We start from the raw sequence: 16,276 nt of genomic DNA, 5'->3' as shown, positions 1-16,276 counted from the left end.
TACTTCCGAAAGCCCTGACTGTTTCATCGTCGGGGCTTTTTGCTTGTTTAAGACAACGCCACTTTGCTCTAAGATGTTGGGCTTGTTTTCACTATCAGATGATTAAGAGCCCATGGAAAATCATGAAATCCAGACAGTGCTGATGAATGCACTCTCCCTTCAGGAAGCCCACGTCACTGGCGATGGCAGTCACTTCCAGGTTATTGCTGTGGGTGAGATGTTCGACGGTATGAGCCGCGTGAAGAAACAGCAGGCTGTGTACGCGCCGCTGATGGAATATATTGCGGATAACCGCATCCACGCCCTGTCGATTAAAGCGTTCACCCCGCAAGAGTGGGCACGCGATCGCAAACTAAACGGTTTTTGAGCTGAGGGCGACAGGCCCGCAGCACGGTTGAATTTATAAGAGAGCACACAATGGATAAATTTCGTGTACAGGGGCCAACGCGTCTCCAGGGCGAAGTCACAATTTCTGGCGCAAAAAACGCCGCGCTGCCAATCCTCTTTGCTGCGCTGCTGGCCGAAGAGCCGGTAGAAATTCAGAACGTACCGAAGCTGAAAGATATCGACACCACCATGAAGCTGCTCACCCAGCTGGGCACGAAAGTTGAGCGTAACGGTTCCGTCTGGATTGACGCCAGCAAGGTGAACAACTTCTCAGCCCCTTACGATCTGGTGAAAACCATGCGTGCATCCATCTGGGCGCTTGGCCCGCTGGTGGCGCGTTTTGGTCAGGGTCAGGTCTCTCTGCCGGGCGGTTGCGCCATCGGTGCGCGTCCGGTTGACCTGCACATCTTCGGTCTGGAAAAACTGGGCGCCGAGATCAAGCTGGAAGAAGGTTACGTTAAAGCGTCCGTTAATGGTCGTCTGAAAGGCGCGCACATCGTCATGGACAAAGTGAGCGTGGGCGCAACGGTCACCATTATGTCTGCGGCGACGCTGGCAGAAGGTACCACCATCATCGAAAATGCCGCGCGCGAACCGGAGATTGTGGATACCGCCAACTTCCTCGTGGCGCTGGGGGCAAAGATTTCCGGTCAGGGTACCGACCGTATCACCATCGAAGGCGTTGAGCGTCTGGGCGGTGGTGTCTATCGCGTTCTGCCGGACCGTATCGAAACCGGTACCTTCCTGGTCGCTGCGGCGATTTCTGGCGGGAAGATTGTTTGTCGCAACGCGCAGCCAGATACCCTGGATGCGGTGCTGGCGAAACTGCGCGATGCGGGTGCGGATATCGAAATCGGTGAAGACTGGATCAGCCTCGATATGCACGGTCAGCGTCCAAAAGCAGTCAATGTGCGTACGGCGCCGCATCCGGCGTTCCCTACGGACATGCAGGCACAGTTCACCCTGTTGAACCTGGTTGCCGAAGGCACTGGCTTCATCACAGAAACCATTTTCGAGAACCGCTTTATGCACGTACCGGAGCTGATCCGTATGGGCGCGCATGCTGAGATCGAAAGTAATACCGTGATTTGCCACGGCGTTGAGAAACTGTCAGGTGCTCAGGTGATGGCAACCGATCTGCGTGCGTCTGCAAGCCTGGTGCTGGCAGGTTGTATCGCGGAAGGTACAACGATCGTGGATCGTATCTATCACATCGATCGTGGTTATGAACGTATCGAAGATAAACTGCGCGCGCTGGGTGCCAATATCGAGCGTGTGAAGGGCGAGTAATCGTTCCGGCAGCCCCCTGCCAGCAATGACCGGGGGGTTGCTGTTCCTGTCAAAAATGCGTTATTCCTGCGGTTCTCTTTTTACCTTTCTCTGGCGAATCATGCGCGATCTGTCGATAAATTCATGGGTAATGGGATCGTGATAGCGCGAAGGCCAAATTACCCACGGATGCGTATCCAGCGCCGTCGCGATAATTAATTCTCCCTTGGGCCAGGGGCGGGTGAGGGCGTTTGCCAGAGTGGAAGAACTCAGTCCATGGCGGCGGGACTCTGCTGCCAGTGAAGTGCCTCTTTTGCGCAGCGCGGCAATAATATCAGCCGTGTGCCAGTCGATAAATTTCGTATCCATAACGCCGTCCTTAAGTTCGGATTCACCTACGCCGTTTCTTCTGAAACGACGCGGTTACTATACCCATTTCAACTTCTTGTTCTAAAAAGTTCGCGTTACTTGAAGGGATATTCAGAATAAGACACGGCTTTATTCATGCGGTCTCTAAACCGATGAATTTACATGAACACGGAATTTACAGGTGTGTACTGGAATCTCCCCGCTATCGCTGCGGGGAGAAACAAGGGGATTAACGGTCGCGCTGAACGGCGATGTGGGCAAGACCAATCAGTGCCTCGCGCCACGGGCTGTCTGGAATGACCTGAAGCGCTTCGATGGCTTTGTCGGCTTCTTCTTCCGCGCGCTGACGCGTCCATTCCAGCGATCCGCAGATAGCCATAGTTTCCAGTACAGGTTCCAGAAGATGGCGGCCATTTCCCTGCTCAATCGCTTCACGGATCATTTTCGCCTGGTCGGCTGTTCCGTTGCGCATAGCATGAAGCAGCGGCAGGGTGGGTTTACCTTCGTTCAGGTCATCGCCCACGTTTTTACCGAGCGTCTCGCCGTCCGCACTGTAGTCCAGCAAATCATCAATCAGCTGGAAGGCCGTACCCAGATAGCGGCCATAGTCCTGCAGGCCTTTTTCCTGGGCTTCAGTACAGTCGGCCAGAATGCCGGAACACTGGGCAGCCGCTTCAAACAGGCGCGCCGTTTTGCTGTAGATGACGCGCATGTAGTTTTCTTCGGTGATATCAGGGTCGTTGACGTTCATCAGCTGCAGCACTTCGCCTTCAGCAATGACGTTTACGGCTTCGGACATCACTTCTAGCACTTTCAGGGAGCCCAGGCTGGTCATCATCTGGAAGGCGCGGGTATAGATAAAATCCCCCACCAGGACGCTGGCTGCGTTTCCGAAAGCGGCGTTTGCCGTGGCTTTGCCACGACGCATATCCGATTCATCCACAACATCGTCATGCAGAAGCGTCGCCGTGTGAATAAATTCGATGAGCGCTGCGATAGTGATGTGAGCATTTCCCTGATAGCCAACGGCTCTGGCAGCCAGAATGGCAATCATCGGACGAATGCGTTTACCGCCGCCGCTGACGATGTAATAGCCCAACTGATTGATCAGCTGAACGTCAGAGTTGAGTTGCTCCAGGATTGCTGCATTCACACCCGCCATATCTTGCGCGGTTAACTCGTTGATTTTTTCTAAATTCATCGCAAAAGCCGGGCTTTTTATCCTGTTGATCCCATCTTCAATGGGGTAACGAAGGGTTTCGGTTTATCAATAGTAGTGCTGATTGTACTGAAAAAACGGCACAGATAAACGTTACCGTACGTGTTGTGTTTTTTTTCTTCATGTATTGACGGTAGCACTTGTCAAAGGCTCGCGTTTTGCGTAATATTCGCGCCCTATTGTGAATATTTATAGCGCACTCTGATTCATACGAGGACGTGCGCGGAAGCGGAGTTTATATGTACGCGGTTTTCCAAAGTGGTGGTAAACAACACCGAGTAAGCGAAGGTCAGACCGTTCGCCTGGAAAAGCTGGACATCGCAACTGGCGAATCTGTTGAGTTCGCAGAAGTTCTGATGATCGCAAACGGTGAAGAAGTCAAAATCGGCGTTCCTTTCGTTGATGGCGGCGTTATCAAAGCTGAAGTTGTTGCACACGGTCGTGGCGAGAAAGTTAAAATCGTTAAGTTTCGTCGTCGTAAGCACTACCGTAAGCAGCAGGGCCACCGTCAGTGGTTCACTGATGTGAAAATTACTGGCATCAGCGCCTAAGACCTGAGGAGAGATTTAAATGGCACATAAAAAGGCTGGCGGCTCCACACGTAACGGTCGCGATTCAGAAGCTAAACGCCTTGGCGTTAAGCGTTTCGGTGGCGAATCCGTTCTGGCGGGTAGCATCATCGTTCGTCAACGTGGTACCAAATTCCACGCTGGCAACAACGTAGGTTGCGGTCGTGACCACACTCTGTTTGCTAAAGCAGACGGTAAAGTGAAATTTGAAGTTAAAGGCCCGAACAACCGTAAATACATCAGCATCGTTGCTGAGTAAGGTTTTCTCGGTCCGGTAACGGATTAAAGCCCCGCAACCTGTTGCGGGGCTTTTTACATTGGAAACCCGGTAATTTTTTCTGTAGGGAAAACGGGCATGAAGCAGCAGGCCGGCATTGGTATTCTTTTGGCGCTCACTACCGCAATGTGCTGGGGTGCGCTGCCAATTGCAATGAAGCAGGTACTGGAAGTGATGGAGCCGCCTACGGTGGTCTTTTATCGCTTTCTGATGGCAAGCATCGGCCTCGGGGCCATTCTGGCTGTCAAAGGTAAGCTTCCACCCTTGCGGCTCTTCCGCAAACCGCGCTGGCTGATATTACTGGCTATCGCGACGGGCGGTCTGTTCGGTAACTTCATCCTGTTCAGCTCTTCCCTGCAATATCTCAGCCCCACGGCGTCGCAGGTGATAGGTCAGCTTTCACCGGTGGGCATGATGGTCGCCAGCGTCTTTATCCTCAAGGAAAAGATGCGCGGTACGCAGATTATCGGGGCGAGCATGCTGCTGTGCGGTCTGGTGATGTTCTTCAACACCAGTCTGATTGAGATTTTCACCCGCCTGACGGATTACACATGGGGTGTAATTTTCGGCGTGGGGGCGGCAACGGTCTGGGTGAGCTATGGCGTCGCGCAAAAGGTGTTATTGCGTCGTCTTGCCTCACAGCAGATCCTCTTTTTATTGTACACTTTGTGTACAATAGCATTGCTGCCATTAGCAAAGCCGGGTGTGATTTCCCAGCTTAGCGACTGGCAACTGGCGTGCCTCATTTTTTGTGGGCTGAACACGCTGGTCGGTTATGGCGCGCTGGCCGAAGCGATGGCGCGCTGGCAGGCGGCACAGGTGAGCGCGTTAATTACGCTTACTCCGCTGTTTACGCTGTTATTTTCAGATTTGTTATCAATGGCCTGGCCCGATGTCTTCGTCAGACCGATGCTCAACCTGTTGGGTTATCTCGGTGCGTTTGTCGTGGTTGCGGGCGCGATGTATTCCGCCATTGGTCATCGTCTTTGGGGACGTTGGCGCAAAAATGAAGCGGTTGTAGTAGTCCCCCGCTCAGGCGAATGAGTTACGGAGAGTAAAATGAAGTTTGTTGATGAAGCGACGATCCTGGTCGTGGCTGGTGATGGCGGCAATGGTTGCGTGAGCTTCCGCCGTGAAAAGTATATCCCACGTGGCGGTCCTGACGGCGGCGACGGTGGGGATGGTGGTGACGTGTGGCTGGAGGCGGATGAGAACCTCAACACGCTGATCGACTACCGTTTCGAAAAATCCTTCCGCGCTGAACGTGGCCAGAACGGCCAGAGCCGTGACTGTACCGGGAAACGCGGTAAAGACGTCACCATTAAGGTTCCGGTCGGTACGCGTGTGATTGACCAGGGGACCGGTGAAACCATGGGTGACATGACCAAACACGGTCAGCGCCTGATGGTGGCGAAAGGCGGCTGGCACGGTCTGGGTAACAGCCGTTTCAAATCCTCCGTTAACCGTACTCCGCGTCAGAAAACGATGGGTACGCCGGGCGATAAGCGCGATCTGCAGCTGGAGCTGATGCTTCTGGCAGACGTGGGCATGCTGGGTATGCCAAACGCCGGTAAATCGACGTTCATTCGCGCCGTTTCTGCGGCGAAACCAAAAGTGGCGGACTATCCGTTTACCACGCTGGTACCAAGCTTGGGCGTTGTCCGTATGGATAACGAGAAGAGCTTTGTGGTTGCCGATATTCCGGGTCTGATTGAAGGCGCTGCGGAAGGCGCGGGTCTGGGTATTCGCTTCCTGAAACACCTTGAGCGTTGCCGCGTGCTGCTGCACCTTATCGATATCGATCCTATCGACGGTTCCGATCCGGTAGAAAACGCCCGCATCATCATCGGTGAGCTGGAAAAATACAGCGAAAAACTGGCGAATAAACCACGCTGGCTGGTCTTCAACAAGATCGACCTGATGGACAAAGCTGAAGCGGAAGCGAAAGCTAAAGCGATTGTTGAAGCGATGGGCTGGGAAGATAAATACTACCTGATCTCTGCGGCAAGCCAGGTTGGCGTGAAAGATCTGTGCTGGGATGTGATGACCTTCATCATTGAGAACCCAGTTGTTCAGGCTGAAGAAGCGAAACAGCCTGAAAAAGTCGAATTCATGTGGGATGACTACCACCGCCAGCAGCTCGAAGAGCTGGAAGCGGAAGAGGATGATGAAGACTGGGACGATGACTGGGATGAAGACGACGAAGAAGGCGTTGAGTTCATCTACAAGCACTAATATCTGTCGAGAGCCCCCATTATGGGGGCTTTTTTTATTCCAGCGTTGCGGGTAGCCAGCAGCTGGCGATCAAACCACCTTCAGCGCCATTCTCAAGCGTCAACCTGCCGTGGTGGAGCTGCACGATGCGCTGCACGATACTCAGCCCCAGACCGCTGCCACCGTAGCGCTGGTCAAGACGGCGGAATGGCTCGGTAATTGACTGTCGGTGCGCGTCATCAATACCAGGCCCCTGATCGATCACGCCGATCTGCGTCCCCCCGTCGACCCCGGTTAATGTCACTGTAATCGTTGTCCCTGCCGGGCTGTAGCGCCCGGCATTCTCCAGCAGGTTGCGCAGCATCAGACGCAGGAGCACGGCGTCTCCCTGAACCGTAAGCGCGCTTTTAGCGGGCCAAATCACCGTATGCTCTTTGGCTTCATGGCCCAGGCCGAGAGGTTCAATGATATTTTCCGTCCAGCTCACGGTTTCGTAGTGTCCGCTGGCCATTGCCTGTCCGGCACGGGCCAGCATCAGCAGTTGCTCAACGGTATGCATGAGCTGATCGATACGGCTAATTAACGTCGCGGCCTGTGGTGCGCCTGACTGCGCCATAAGCTCCAGATGGAGCCGGATACCAGCAAGGGGCGTTCGAAGCTCGTGCGCGGCGTCAGCGGTGAAGAGACGCTCCTGCTGAATGGTATTGTCCAGCCGGGCGAGCAGCTGGTTCAGGGAGGTTGTCACCGCGCCGATTTCTTCCATGTCGGAATACATAGGAAGCGGAGTTAAGTTATCTGCCGAACGGTTAGCCAGGCTGTCACGCAGTTTATTCAGCGGTCGGGTTATCCAGGTGACTGCCCAGAAAGAGAAAAACAGCGTAAAGCCTACCATCACCAGAGAAGGGACGAGAAGGGAAGCAATCGCTTCGCGGATCTCTTTTTCGACATGGTTATTACGGGCTTTTGCCGACAGCGTTTCATTCACCAGAAAACCGATCTGCTCGCGGCTTTCATGCCACAGCCAGATGACGCTTATAAGCTGGAAAAATAAGAGAATGACCGCCAGCAGCACCATTAAACGCCGACGCATGCTGTTCATTTCTGGCTCTCAAGGCGATAGCCAACGCCACGGACGGTTTTGATTCTGTCCTTGCCGAGCTTGCGACGCAGGTTATGGATGTGAACTTCCAGGGTATTTGACCCAGGATCGTCCTGCCAGGAGTAGATATCCTGCTGGAGCGTCTCTCTGTGCACCGTTTGTCCGCTGCGCATGATCAGACGCGTAAGCAGGGCGAACTCTTTTGGCGTCACCTCTACCGCCTGGTCCCGGCGCAGTACCTGCTGGGTTTGCAGATTCAGCGTAATATCGCCGTCGGTGAGTAAGTTATCGCTATGGCCCTGATAGCGGCGAATCAACGCCCGCACTCGCGCCTGCAGCTCCGCAAGCGCAAAAGGCTTCACCAGATAATCATCTGCGCCTGCGTCGAGGCCGGTGATGCGATCTTCAATGGCATCGCGTGCCGTCAGGATCAACACCGGGTTGGCGATACCGCGGCGTCGCCACTGGCTGAGCAGCGTGGCACCGTCTTTATCAGGCAAGCCCAAATCGAGGATCACCAGACTGTATTCGCCGCTCTGGATCAGGGCGTCCGCCTCCGCTGCGGTGCCAGCACAGTCGAGGGCATACCCTTCATTGGCCAGCCCCAGCGCCAGCCCTTCCTGCAATAACAGATCGTCTTCAACTATGAGTAGTTTCATCGCTAGTTATTCTGGTAGATGTCCTTATAAAGCCTGCTTTCGAAGCGAACAAGCGGAATACGGCGATTGCGCTGGTCGGTCGGTTCGACGGCATAGCCGGAAAGATACTGCACGAATGCCATGCGTTGTCCGCTGGCGGTAGTGATGAAGCCTGCAAGGTTGTAAACCCCCTGCAGTGAGCCAGTTTTAGCGGATACTTTGCCATCCACGCCGGCAGCGTGAAGCCCGGCGCGATACTGCAGCGAACCGTCATGCCCGGCCAGCGGCAGCATTGAAATAAAGTTTAGCTCAGTGTCATGCTGTGCAATGTACTGAAGCACCTGCATCATCGTGGCCGGAGAGATCAAATTATGACGCGATAATCCTGAGCCATCGACGGCGATGGTATTACCCAGCTCGATCCCGGCCTGCTGGCGCAGGATCTGACGAACGGCGTCTGAACCCGCGCGCCAGGTTCCCGGCACGCCGAAACGCGCGTGGCCAATCATGCGGAACACGGTGTCGGCAATCATGTTGTCCGACTTTTTCAGCATGATTCGCAGTAAATCGTGCAGCGGAGGAGACTGTTTGCTGGCGATGACCGTGCCGGGCTGGTTGACCTGCGTCTGGCGAAGCAGCGTGCCGGTGTAGGTTATGCCCGCTTGTTTCAGCTCATCTTTCAGAATGGCACCCGCATAGCTTGCACCATCCTGTATCGCAAAAGCCAGCGGCAGCGGATCGGCGCGCTGCGTCAGGCAGCCAGTAAGCGTGAAGCGGTTAAGATCGCCCGGCACGACGTCCAGCTCACAATATTGCGCATCCGGGGAGCCTTTCGCCAGCGTGCGGACCTGGCTAAACATTGTGACCGGGTAGTAGGACGCTATGCGGATAAACGCTAAATCATCTGGCTTTGGCGCGCTGTAAAGCGAAACCGAGAAGCAGTTGCGGTCAACGATTGCGGCGGCGGGCGGGGCGCTAAAACATTGGGTCATGTCGTTCCACGGCCAGCCTGGGGCTTTATCGTGGCTGGCAAAGATGGACGTGTCGATCAGTACATTGCCATCAATTTTCTGCACGCCAGATTTTTTCAGTACCGCAACCATATTGCGGATATCCTGGCGCTTAAAGGTCGGATCGCCGCCAAAACGGGCGATAAGATCGCCTTTCAGTGCGCCACCCTCGACGTTACCTTTGGTCTCGAGTGTGGTCGTAAAACGGAAGTCAGGCCCGAGCTGGAGCAGGGCGGCGAGGGCAGTGATCACCTTTTGGGTACTGGCAGGCAGCGCCATCTGTTGACTGTGATAGTCAATCTCGGGAGCCTGTGCGCCAACCTTCTGCACCATCAGGGCAAGGTTCGCGCCTGCGGGGAGCTGATTAATGTACTCATCAACATTCGCGGCCTGGGCGGTGAACGTTATACTGGTAGTCAATCCGATGATAAATCTGGAAAATCGCATAATCTCGCGCTAACAACCCGAAAACAAACCGTCATACTACGGTGCATGGCACTGCAAAGTAAACGATGACCCATAGTGAACTTCGCGGTAAAATACATATCAAATTGAAAAATTGCTGCTGACCTGGGGCATTGCTCCCGGGTCGGTTTTCTTTTTGCTTCTTGCCCGCTTAGGGGGGCAGGAGCAGGGAACACTGCTCCCAACAGGAATGTTTAAGAGGTATAACAAATGCAAGCTATTCCGATGACCTTACGTGGTGCCGAAAAACTGCGCGAAGAGCTGGATTTCCTGAAATCCGTGCGTCGTCCTGAAATCATCGCCGCTATCGCGGATGCGCGCGAGCATGGCGACCTGAAAGAGAACGCTGAATACCACGCCGCTCGTGAGCAGCAGGGCTTCTGTGAAGGGCGTATTAAAGATATCGAAGCAAAACTGTCCAATGCACAGGTTATCGATATCACCAAAATGCCTAACAACGGGCGTGTGATCTTTGGTTCTACCGTGACCGTGCTGAACCTGGACAACGACGAAGAGCAGACCTATCGCATCGTGGGTGATGATGAAGCAGACTTCAAACAGAACCTGATTTCAGTGAACTCCCCGATTGCTCGCGGCCTGATTGGCAAAGAGCAGGACGATGTTGTCACCATTCGCACCCCTGGCGGTGAAGTGGAATACGAAATTATTAAGGTTGAATACCTGTAATTCGCTTCTCTACTAAGATGTTGATACATTGTAAAGAAAAGAAAAAGGCCGCATAGCGGCCTTTTATCAACTCAAGGAGCATGGCATTTTGCTCGCCTGCTGACAGAAATCCCTCGTTTCACACAGAAAATGTGTTTGATTCAGGATATCCTTAGCGTGGCAGCGAGATTTTACGCTCTTTAGATGGGCGGTAGAGCACCAGCGTTTTACCGATGACCTGTACATTACAGGCGCCGGTTTCGCGCACGATGGCTTCCACGATCAGGTTTTTAGTGTCTCTGTCTTCAGAGGCGATTTTCACCTTGATCAGCTCGTGGTGTTCCAGCGCTTGTTCAATCTCGGCAAGCACCCCTTCGGTCAAACCATTGTTGCCAAGCATCACTACAGGCTTGAGCGGATGTGCCAGACCTTTAAGGTGCTGTTTTTGTTTAGTACTCAGATTCATCGTATATTTTTGCTTACGTTGGGATTGAAAACGGTTCATTCTACCGCCATCTCCCTTATATCGCCAAATAGCTGCGTAGAAATTTACGTCACAGGCAGGTAACGATGAACCAGGACGGAAATGTTAAATGACAGGTAAAAAGCGTTCTGCCAGCTCCAGCCGCTGGCTTCAGGAACACTTTAGCGATAAATATGTTCAACAGGCACAGAAAAAGGGGTTGCGTTCCCGTGCCTGGTTTAAACTTGATGAAATACAGCAAAGTGACAAACTTTTTAAGCCGGGGATGACGGTTGTTGACCTCGGTGCGGCACCTGGCGGATGGTCCCAGTATGCGGTAACGCAGATCGGCGGAACGGGCCGAATCATCGCGTGCGATCTTTTACCAATGGATCCCATCGTCGGTGTCGACTTCCTTCAGGGCGACTTTCGTGATGAATTAGTGCTGAAAGCGTTACTTGATCGTGTAGGTGACAGTAAGGTCCAGGTTGTCATGTCTGATATGGCACCAAATATGTGCGGAACACCGGCGGTGGATATCCCCCGCGCCATGTATCTGGTGGAGCTAGCGTTAGAAATGTGTCGTGATGTACTAGCGCCTGGTGGTAGTTTTGTTGTGAAGGTGTTTCAGGGCGAAGGTTTCGAGGAGTATCTTAAGGAAATTCGCTCCCTGTTTGCGAAGGTTAAAGTTCGTAAGCCGGACTCTTCCCGGGCCCGTTCCCGAGAAGTGTATATTGTAGCGACCGGGCGAAAATGATAACCGGTAGATTTCAGGCGAAAGTTTGAATGAAACTGGATATAGAGTATCCTGACGCTGTTTTTAACACAGTTGTAATATGAGGTTAATCCCTTGAGTGACATGGCGAAAAACCTAATACTCTGGCTGGTCATTGCCGTTGTGCTGATGTCAGTATTCCAGAGCTTTGGGCCCAGCGAGTCGAATGGCCGCAAGGTGGATTATTCTACCTTCCTGCAGGAGGTCAATCAGGACCAGGTTCGCGAAGCGCGTATCAACGGACGTGAGATCAACGTTACCAAGAAAGATAGTAACCGTTACACGACTTACATCCCGGTGAACGATCCTAAGCTGCTTGATAACCTTCTGACCAAAAACGTCAAGGTGGTAGGTGAGCCGCCAGAAGAACCAAGCCTGCTGGCTTCTATCTTCATTTCCTGGTTCCCGATGCTGCTTCTTATCGGCGTCTGGATCTTCTTTATGCGCCAGATGCAGGGCGGCGGTGGCAAAGGTGCCATGTCGTTCGGTAAGAGCAAGGCGCGTATGCTGACGGAAGACCAGATCAAGACCACCTTCGCTGACGTCGCCGGTTGTGACGAAGCGAAAGAAGAGGTGGGTGAACTGGTTGAGTACCTGCGTGAACCGAGCCGTTTCCAGAAGCTGGGCGGTAAGATCCCGAAAGGCGTGCTGATGGTTGGCCCTCCGGGTACCGGTAAAACCCTGCTGGCGAAAGCCATCGCGGGCGAAGCGAAGGTGCCGTTCTTTACTATTTCAGGTTCTGACTTCGTTGAAATGTTCGTGGGTGTCGGTGCATCTCGTGTGCGTGACATGTTTGAGCAGGCCAAAAAGGCAGCACCGTGCATTATCTTCATCGATGAAATCGACGCCGTGGGCCGCCAGCGTGGCGCAGGTCTGGGCGGTGGTCACGATGAACGTGAACAGACGCTGAACCAGATGCTGGTTGAGATGGACGGCTTCGAAGGTAACGAAGGTATCATCGTTATCGCGGCGACTAACCGTCCGGACGTACTTGACCCCGCGCTGCTGCGTCCAGGCCGTTTCGACCGTCAGGTTGTTGTGGGTCTGCCGGACGTTCGCGGTCGTGAACAGATTCTGAAAGTTCACATGCGTCGCGTACCGCTGGCGCCAGATATCGACGCGGCAATCATTGCGCGCGGTACCCCGGGCTTCTCCGGTGCTGACCTGGCGAACCTGGTCAACGAAGCTGCTCTGTTTGCCGCTCGCGGTAACAAGCGCGTCGTGTCGATGGTGGAGTTTGAGAAAGCGAAAGACAAAATCATGATGGGTGCGGAACGTCGCTCCATGGTGATGACGGAAGCGCAGAAAGAGTCCACGGCATACCACGAAGCGGGTCACGCGATTATCGGTCGCCTCGTGCCGGAACACGATCCGGTGCATAAAGTGACGATTATTCCGCGCGGTCGTGCGCTGGGTGTGACTTTCTTCCTGCCTGAAGGCGACGCGATCAGCGCCAGCCGTCAGAAGCTGGAAAGCCAGATTTCGACCCTGTACGGCGGTCGACTGGCAGAAGAGATTATCTACGGTGTGGAACATGTTTCTACCGGTGCGTCCAACGACATTAAAGTAGCGACAAACCTGGCGCGTAACATGGTGACGCAGTGGGGCTTCTCCGACAAACTCGGTCCGCTGCTGTATGCAGAGGAAGAGGGTGAAGTATTCCTCGGCCGTTCTGTGGCTAAAGCGAAACATATGTCCGATGAGACGGCTCGTATCATCGACCAGGAAGTAAAATCTCTGGTAGAGCGTAACTACGCACGTGCACGCCAGATCCTGACCGACAATATGGACATCCTGCATTCGATGAAAGATGCGCTCATGAAATATGAGACCATCGATGCACCGCAGATTGACGACCTGATGGCGCGCCGTGAAGTGCGTCCGCCAGCAGGCTGGGAAGACCCAGGCGCTTCCAATAATTCTGACAACAATGGCACCCCGCGTGCGCCGCGTCCGGTTGATGAACCGCGTACGCCAAACCCGGGCAACACCATGTCAGAACAGTTGGGCGATAAGTAAGTCACTGCTGTTGAAGCGTTTGTCTGTACCTCAAACCCTGGAGCTTGCTCCGGGGTTTTTCATTTCTGTTTAACGATATAGATACCAGGGATTTCGCCATGAAATTATTCGCTCAGGACTCGCATCTCGATCTTTCACATCCCCATGTGATGGGGATCCTGAATGTTACCCCTGACTCCTTCTCTGACGGCGGCACGCATAACACGCTTATCGAGGCGGTTAAACACGCGAATCTAATGATTAATGCGGGTGCCACCATCATTGACGTTGGCGGCGAATCGACGCGTCCTGGTGCGGCTGACGTGTCTGTGGAAGAAGAGCTGGCGCGCGTGGTGCCGGTGGTTGAAGCTATCGCGCAGCGGTTTGAAGTATGGATCTCCGTTGATACCTCTAAACCCGAAGTGATTCGTGAAGTGGCGAGAGTGGGCGCTCACATTATCAATGATATTCGCTCGCTCACTGAGCCCGGCGCACTTGAAGCTGCGGCAGAGACCGGGTTACCGGTATGCCTGATGCACATGCAGGGCCAACCGAAAACCATGCAGGAAGCACCGAAGTATGATGATGTCTTTGCCGACGTGAATCGCTTCTTTATTGAACATATTGCGCGCTGCGAACGTGCAGGTATCCCAAAAGAGAAATTGTTGCTCGACCCGGGGTTCGGTTTCGGTAAAAATCTCTCCCACAATTATGCGTTGCTCGCGCGCTTATCGGAATTCCATCACTTTGACCTGCCGCTGCTGGTGGGGATGTCGAGAAAGTCGATGATTGGGCAGTTGCTGAACGTGGGGCCGAGCGAACGCCTGAGCGGCAGCCTGTCCTGCGCGGTGATTGCGGCGATGCAGGGCGCGCACATTATTCGTGTCCATGACGTCAAAGAAACAGTAGAAGCCATGCGCGTGGTGGAAGCCACACTGGCAGCGAAGGAAAACAAACGCTATGAGTAATCGTAAGTATTTTGGCACCGATGGTATCCGTGGGCGTGTAGGCGATGCTCCCATCACCCCTGATTTTGTCCTGAAGCTCGGCTGGGCTGCTGGCAAAGTGCTGGCGCGTCATGGTTCCCGTAAGATCATTATCGGTAAAGACACCCGTATTTCCGGCTATATGCTGGAATCCGCGCTGGAGGCGGGTCTTGCGGCGGCTGGACTGTCCGCTTCCTTTACGGGCCCAATGCCAACGCCTGCTGTCGCGTATCTGACGCGCACTTTCCGTGCGGAAGCGGGGATTGTCATCTCAGCTTCTCACAACCCGTTCTACGACAACGGCATTAAATTCTTCTCTATTGACGGCACCAAGCTCCCGGATGACGTGGAAGAAGCCATTGAAGCCGAAATGGAAAAAGAGATCACCTGTGTAGATTCCGCAGAGCTGGGTAAAGCGAACCGTATCGTTGATGCGGCGGGCCGTTATATCGAATTCTGTAAAGGTACCTTCCCGAATGAGCTGAGCCTGGCTCACCTCAAAATTGTGGTGGACTGTGCTAATGGCGCGACCTATCACATCGCCCCGAATGTCTTCCGCGAACTGGGTGCGAAAGTCATCACCATTGGCTGCGAGCCGGATGGTCTGAACATTAACGAGCAGGTGGGTGCAACTGATGTTCGTGCCCTGCAGGCGCGTGTTCTGGCAGAGAAAGCCGACCTGGGCATTGCGCTGGACGGCGACGGTGACCGCGTGATCATGGTCGACCACGAAGGTAACAAGGTAGACGGCGATCAGATCCTCTACATCATTGCCCGTGAGGGCCTGCGTCAGGGCCAGCTGCGCGGCGGTGCGGTGGGCACGCTGATGAGTAACATGGGCCTGGAACTGGCGCTGAAACAGCTCGGTATTCCGTTTGTCCGCGCGAAAGTGGGTGACCGCTATGTGCTGGAAAAACTGCAGGAGAAGGGCTGGCGCATCGGTGCAGAAAACTCGGGTCACGTGATCCTGCTCGACAAAACCACAACCGGTGACGGTATCGTGGCCGCGCTGCAGGTGGTTGCCGCAATGGCGCGCAACCATATGAGCCTGCACGATCTGTGCAGCGGGATGAAAATGTTCCCACAGATCCTGGTAAACGTACGCTTCACTGCCGGTAAAGGCGATCCGCTGGAAAACGAGAACGTCAAAGCGGTGATGGCTGACGTTGAAGCGGCCCTGGGCAATCGTGGACGCGTGCTGCTGCGTAAGTCTGGTACTGAACCGCTGATCCGCGTGATGGTGGAAGGTGAAGACGAAGCGCAGGTAACCGAATTTGCACACCGTATTGCGGACGCTGTGAAAGCTGCATAATCGTGCACGCTAAATGTATAAAAAGGCGGCTTTTGTCGCCTTTGTTTTAAGCAATTAATGGCTTTTTGCTGTTTTTTTCCGCAGTTGATACAATGCGTCAAAAATGCCCTTGCGAAGGTCATTCGCTTTGGTTAGTATTCACACCCGCTTCAGTGGGAAACAAAAATCCTGCTAATTGGTCGAAGCATTGGTATGCGGCAAATCCGCAAGGAACAGGTTGATTATGTACGAAGCTCTTTTAGTTATTTTCCTTATTGTAGCCATCGCTCTCGTAGCGCTGATCATGCTGCAGCAAGGTAAAGGCGCTGATATGGGAGCCTCCTTCGGAGCAGGCGCTTCCGGTACGCTGTTCGGTTCAAGTGGTTCTGCGAACTTCATGACCCGCACAACGGCGATTCTGGCTACGCTGTTCTTCATCATCAGCCTTGTGCTTGGCAATATCAACAGCAACAAGACCAGCAAAGGAAGCGAGTGGGAAAATCTGAGCGCGCCAGCGAAAACTGATCAAACTCAGCCAGCTGCACCGGCTAAGCCAACCAGCGATATCCCGCACTAAGTAT

18 protein-coding genes are annotated in these 16,276 nt (G+C 53.9%); 12 read left to right on the top strand and 6 right to left on the bottom strand.

Features of this window, described 5'->3' with window-relative positions; genetic code table 11:
• The first annotated feature begins 112 nt into the window (after positions 1–112).
• Together ibaG and murA are read left to right on the top strand one after the other, a co-directional pair.
• Positions 113–367 (top strand): BolA family iron metabolism protein IbaG, encoded by a 255-nt coding sequence (ibaG, locus tag NWV12_RS19515; protein WP_008501458.1) that lies wholly within the window; start codon positions 113–115, stop codon positions 365–367.
• A gap of 50 nt (positions 368–417) precedes the next feature.
• Complete coding sequence (gene murA / locus NWV12_RS19510) at positions 418–1,677, top strand: UDP-N-acetylglucosamine 1-carboxyvinyltransferase (RefSeq protein WP_023309349.1); 1,260 nt, start codon at positions 418–420, stop codon at positions 1,675–1,677.
• A gap of 60 nt (positions 1,678–1,737) precedes the next feature.
• On the opposite strand, the gene sfsB is transcribed toward murA, so the two are convergent.
• Both sfsB and ispB read right to left on the bottom strand, forming a co-directional pair.
• Positions 1,738–2,025, bottom strand: a complete 288-nt coding sequence (sfsB, locus tag NWV12_RS19505; protein WP_023309348.1) for a DNA-binding transcriptional regulator SfsB — start codon at positions 2,023–2,025, stop codon at positions 1,738–1,740.
• Between the two features lie 229 nt (positions 2,026–2,254).
• Positions 2,255–3,226 (bottom strand): octaprenyl diphosphate synthase, encoded by a 972-nt coding sequence (gene ispB / locus NWV12_RS19500; RefSeq protein WP_024906360.1) that lies wholly within the window; start codon positions 3,224–3,226, stop codon positions 2,255–2,257.
• A gap of 257 nt (positions 3,227–3,483) precedes the next feature.
• Between ispB and rplU the strand changes: the two genes are divergently transcribed.
• The 4 genes from rplU (at position 3,484) to cgtA (ending at position 6,325) form a co-directional block, all read left to right on the top strand.
• Positions 3,484–3,795, top strand: coding sequence for a 50S ribosomal protein L21 (gene rplU, locus NWV12_RS19495; RefSeq protein ID WP_003025032.1), 312 nt, complete (start codon positions 3,484–3,486; stop codon positions 3,793–3,795).
• A 19-nt stretch (positions 3,796–3,814) separates the two neighbouring features.
• Positions 3,815–4,072 (top strand): 50S ribosomal protein L27, encoded by a 258-nt coding sequence (rpmA, locus tag NWV12_RS19490; protein WP_004385076.1) that lies wholly within the window; start codon positions 3,815–3,817, stop codon positions 4,070–4,072.
• Between the two features lie 96 nt (positions 4,073–4,168).
• Entirely contained in the window at positions 4,169–5,134 is a 966-nt protein-coding gene (locus NWV12_RS19485) for a DMT family transporter (protein ID WP_048981184.1), read from the top strand.
• A 15-nt stretch (positions 5,135–5,149) separates the two neighbouring features.
• Positions 5,150–6,325 (top strand): Obg family GTPase CgtA, encoded by a 1,176-nt coding sequence (gene cgtA / locus NWV12_RS19480; RefSeq protein WP_048981186.1) that lies wholly within the window; start codon positions 5,150–5,152, stop codon positions 6,323–6,325.
• 34 nt (positions 6,326–6,359) lie between these two features.
• Here cgtA and pmrB read toward each other — a convergent pair whose 3' ends face one another.
• Genes pmrB through dacB form a run of 3 tightly spaced genes read right to left on the bottom strand, consistent with a single transcriptional unit; the run spans position 6,360 to position 9,498 of the window.
• The gene (gene pmrB, locus NWV12_RS19475; protein ID WP_048981187.1) at positions 6,360–7,403 is read right to left on the bottom strand and encodes a two-component system sensor histidine kinase PmrB; all 1,044 of its coding nucleotides are present in this window, start codon (positions 7,401–7,403) and stop codon (positions 6,360–6,362) included.
• Positions 7,400–8,062, bottom strand: coding sequence for a two-component system response regulator PmrA (gene pmrA / locus NWV12_RS19470; protein ID WP_033146744.1), 663 nt, complete (start codon positions 8,060–8,062; stop codon positions 7,400–7,402). The genes pmrB and pmrA overlap by 4 nt, the downstream gene beginning before the upstream one ends.
• A gap of 2 nt (positions 8,063–8,064) precedes the next feature.
• Positions 8,065–9,498, bottom strand: coding sequence for a serine-type D-Ala-D-Ala carboxypeptidase (gene dacB / locus NWV12_RS19465; protein WP_033146743.1), 1,434 nt, complete (start codon positions 9,496–9,498; stop codon positions 8,065–8,067).
• A gap of 228 nt (positions 9,499–9,726) precedes the next feature.
• Between dacB and greA the strand changes: the two genes are divergently transcribed.
• Positions 9,727–10,203, top strand: a complete 477-nt coding sequence (gene greA, locus NWV12_RS19460) for a transcription elongation factor GreA (RefSeq protein ID WP_014171793.1) — start codon at positions 9,727–9,729, stop codon at positions 10,201–10,203.
• A 151-nt stretch (positions 10,204–10,354) separates the two neighbouring features.
• On the opposite strand, the gene yhbY is transcribed toward greA, so the two are convergent.
• Positions 10,355–10,648: a ribosome assembly RNA-binding protein YhbY gene (gene yhbY / locus NWV12_RS19455; RefSeq protein WP_003861814.1), complete on the bottom strand. Its 294-nt coding sequence runs from the start codon at positions 10,646–10,648 to the stop codon at positions 10,355–10,357.
• Between the two features lie 127 nt (positions 10,649–10,775).
• Here yhbY and rlmE point away from each other — a divergent pair, with 127 nt between their 5' ends.
• From rlmE to secG, 5 genes are all read left to right on the top strand, one after another.
• The gene (gene rlmE / locus NWV12_RS19450; protein WP_003861812.1) at positions 10,776–11,402 is read left to right on the top strand and encodes a 23S rRNA (uridine(2552)-2'-O)-methyltransferase RlmE; all 627 of its coding nucleotides are present in this window, start codon (positions 10,776–10,778) and stop codon (positions 11,400–11,402) included.
• A 102-nt stretch (positions 11,403–11,504) separates the two neighbouring features.
• Positions 11,505–13,439 (top strand): ATP-dependent zinc metalloprotease FtsH, encoded by a 1,935-nt coding sequence (gene ftsH, locus NWV12_RS19445; RefSeq protein ID WP_029739626.1) that lies wholly within the window; start codon positions 11,505–11,507, stop codon positions 13,437–13,439.
• Between the two features lie 98 nt (positions 13,440–13,537).
• A complete protein-coding gene (gene folP / locus NWV12_RS19440) occupies positions 13,538–14,386 on the top strand; it encodes a dihydropteroate synthase (RefSeq protein WP_048981192.1) in 849 nt (282 codons plus the stop codon).
• Positions 14,379–15,716, top strand: coding sequence for a phosphoglucosamine mutase (gene glmM / locus NWV12_RS19435; protein ID WP_023309339.1), 1,338 nt, complete (start codon positions 14,379–14,381; stop codon positions 15,714–15,716). Before folP ends, glmM begins: the two co-directional genes overlap by 8 nt.
• A 223-nt stretch (positions 15,717–15,939) precedes the next feature.
• Positions 15,940–16,272 (top strand): preprotein translocase subunit SecG, encoded by a 333-nt coding sequence (secG, locus tag NWV12_RS19430; protein WP_048981194.1) that lies wholly within the window; start codon positions 15,940–15,942, stop codon positions 16,270–16,272.
• Positions 16,273–16,276: the final 4 nt, after the last annotated feature.

It is taken from the genome of Enterobacter sp. Crenshaw, from assembly GCF_024734705.1.
Classification (GTDB): Bacteria; Pseudomonadota; Gammaproteobacteria; order Enterobacterales; family Enterobacteriaceae; genus Enterobacter; species Enterobacter asburiae_B.
The sequence above is the reverse complement of the archived record's forward strand: the minus strand, read 5'-3'. Positions and strand labels throughout refer to the sequence as shown.

Bases quoted from the DNA above. Each gene is read 5' to 3' on its own strand.
- ibaG (WP_008501458.1), top strand. From the start codon at position 113: ATGGAAAATCATGAAATCCAGACAGTGCTGATGAATGCACTCTCCCTT.
- murA (WP_023309349.1), top strand. From the start codon at position 418: ATGGATAAATTTCGTGTACAGGGGCCAACGCGTCTCCAGGGCGAAGTC.
- sfsB (WP_023309348.1), bottom strand. From the start codon at position 2,025: ATGGATACGAAATTTATCGACTGGCACACGGCTGATATTATTGCCGCG.
- ispB (WP_024906360.1), bottom strand. From the start codon at position 3,226: ATGAATTTAGAAAAAATCAACGAGTTAACCGCGCAAGATATGGCGGGT.
- rplU (WP_003025032.1), top strand. From the start codon at position 3,484: ATGTACGCGGTTTTCCAAAGTGGTGGTAAACAACACCGAGTAAGCGAA.
- rpmA (WP_004385076.1), top strand. From the start codon at position 3,815: ATGGCACATAAAAAGGCTGGCGGCTCCACACGTAACGGTCGCGATTCA.
- NWV12_RS19485 (WP_048981184.1), top strand. From the start codon at position 4,169: ATGAAGCAGCAGGCCGGCATTGGTATTCTTTTGGCGCTCACTACCGCA.
- cgtA (WP_048981186.1), top strand. From the start codon at position 5,150: ATGAAGTTTGTTGATGAAGCGACGATCCTGGTCGTGGCTGGTGATGGC.
- pmrB (WP_048981187.1), bottom strand. From the start codon at position 7,403: ATGAACAGCATGCGTCGGCGTTTAATGGTGCTGCTGGCGGTCATTCTC.
- pmrA (WP_033146744.1), bottom strand. From the start codon at position 8,062: ATGAAACTACTCATAGTTGAAGACGATCTGTTATTGCAGGAAGGGCTG.
- dacB (WP_033146743.1), bottom strand. From the start codon at position 9,498: ATGCGATTTTCCAGATTTATCATCGGATTGACTACCAGTATAACGTTC.
- greA (WP_014171793.1), top strand. From the start codon at position 9,727: ATGCAAGCTATTCCGATGACCTTACGTGGTGCCGAAAAACTGCGCGAA.
- yhbY (WP_003861814.1), bottom strand. From the start codon at position 10,648: ATGAATCTGAGTACTAAACAAAAACAGCACCTTAAAGGTCTGGCACAT.
- rlmE (WP_003861812.1), top strand. From the start codon at position 10,776: ATGACAGGTAAAAAGCGTTCTGCCAGCTCCAGCCGCTGGCTTCAGGAA.
- ftsH (WP_029739626.1), top strand. From the start codon at position 11,505: ATGGCGAAAAACCTAATACTCTGGCTGGTCATTGCCGTTGTGCTGATG.
- folP (WP_048981192.1), top strand. From the start codon at position 13,538: ATGAAATTATTCGCTCAGGACTCGCATCTCGATCTTTCACATCCCCAT.
- glmM (WP_023309339.1), top strand. From the start codon at position 14,379: ATGAGTAATCGTAAGTATTTTGGCACCGATGGTATCCGTGGGCGTGTA.
- secG (WP_048981194.1), top strand. From the start codon at position 15,940: ATGTACGAAGCTCTTTTAGTTATTTTCCTTATTGTAGCCATCGCTCTC.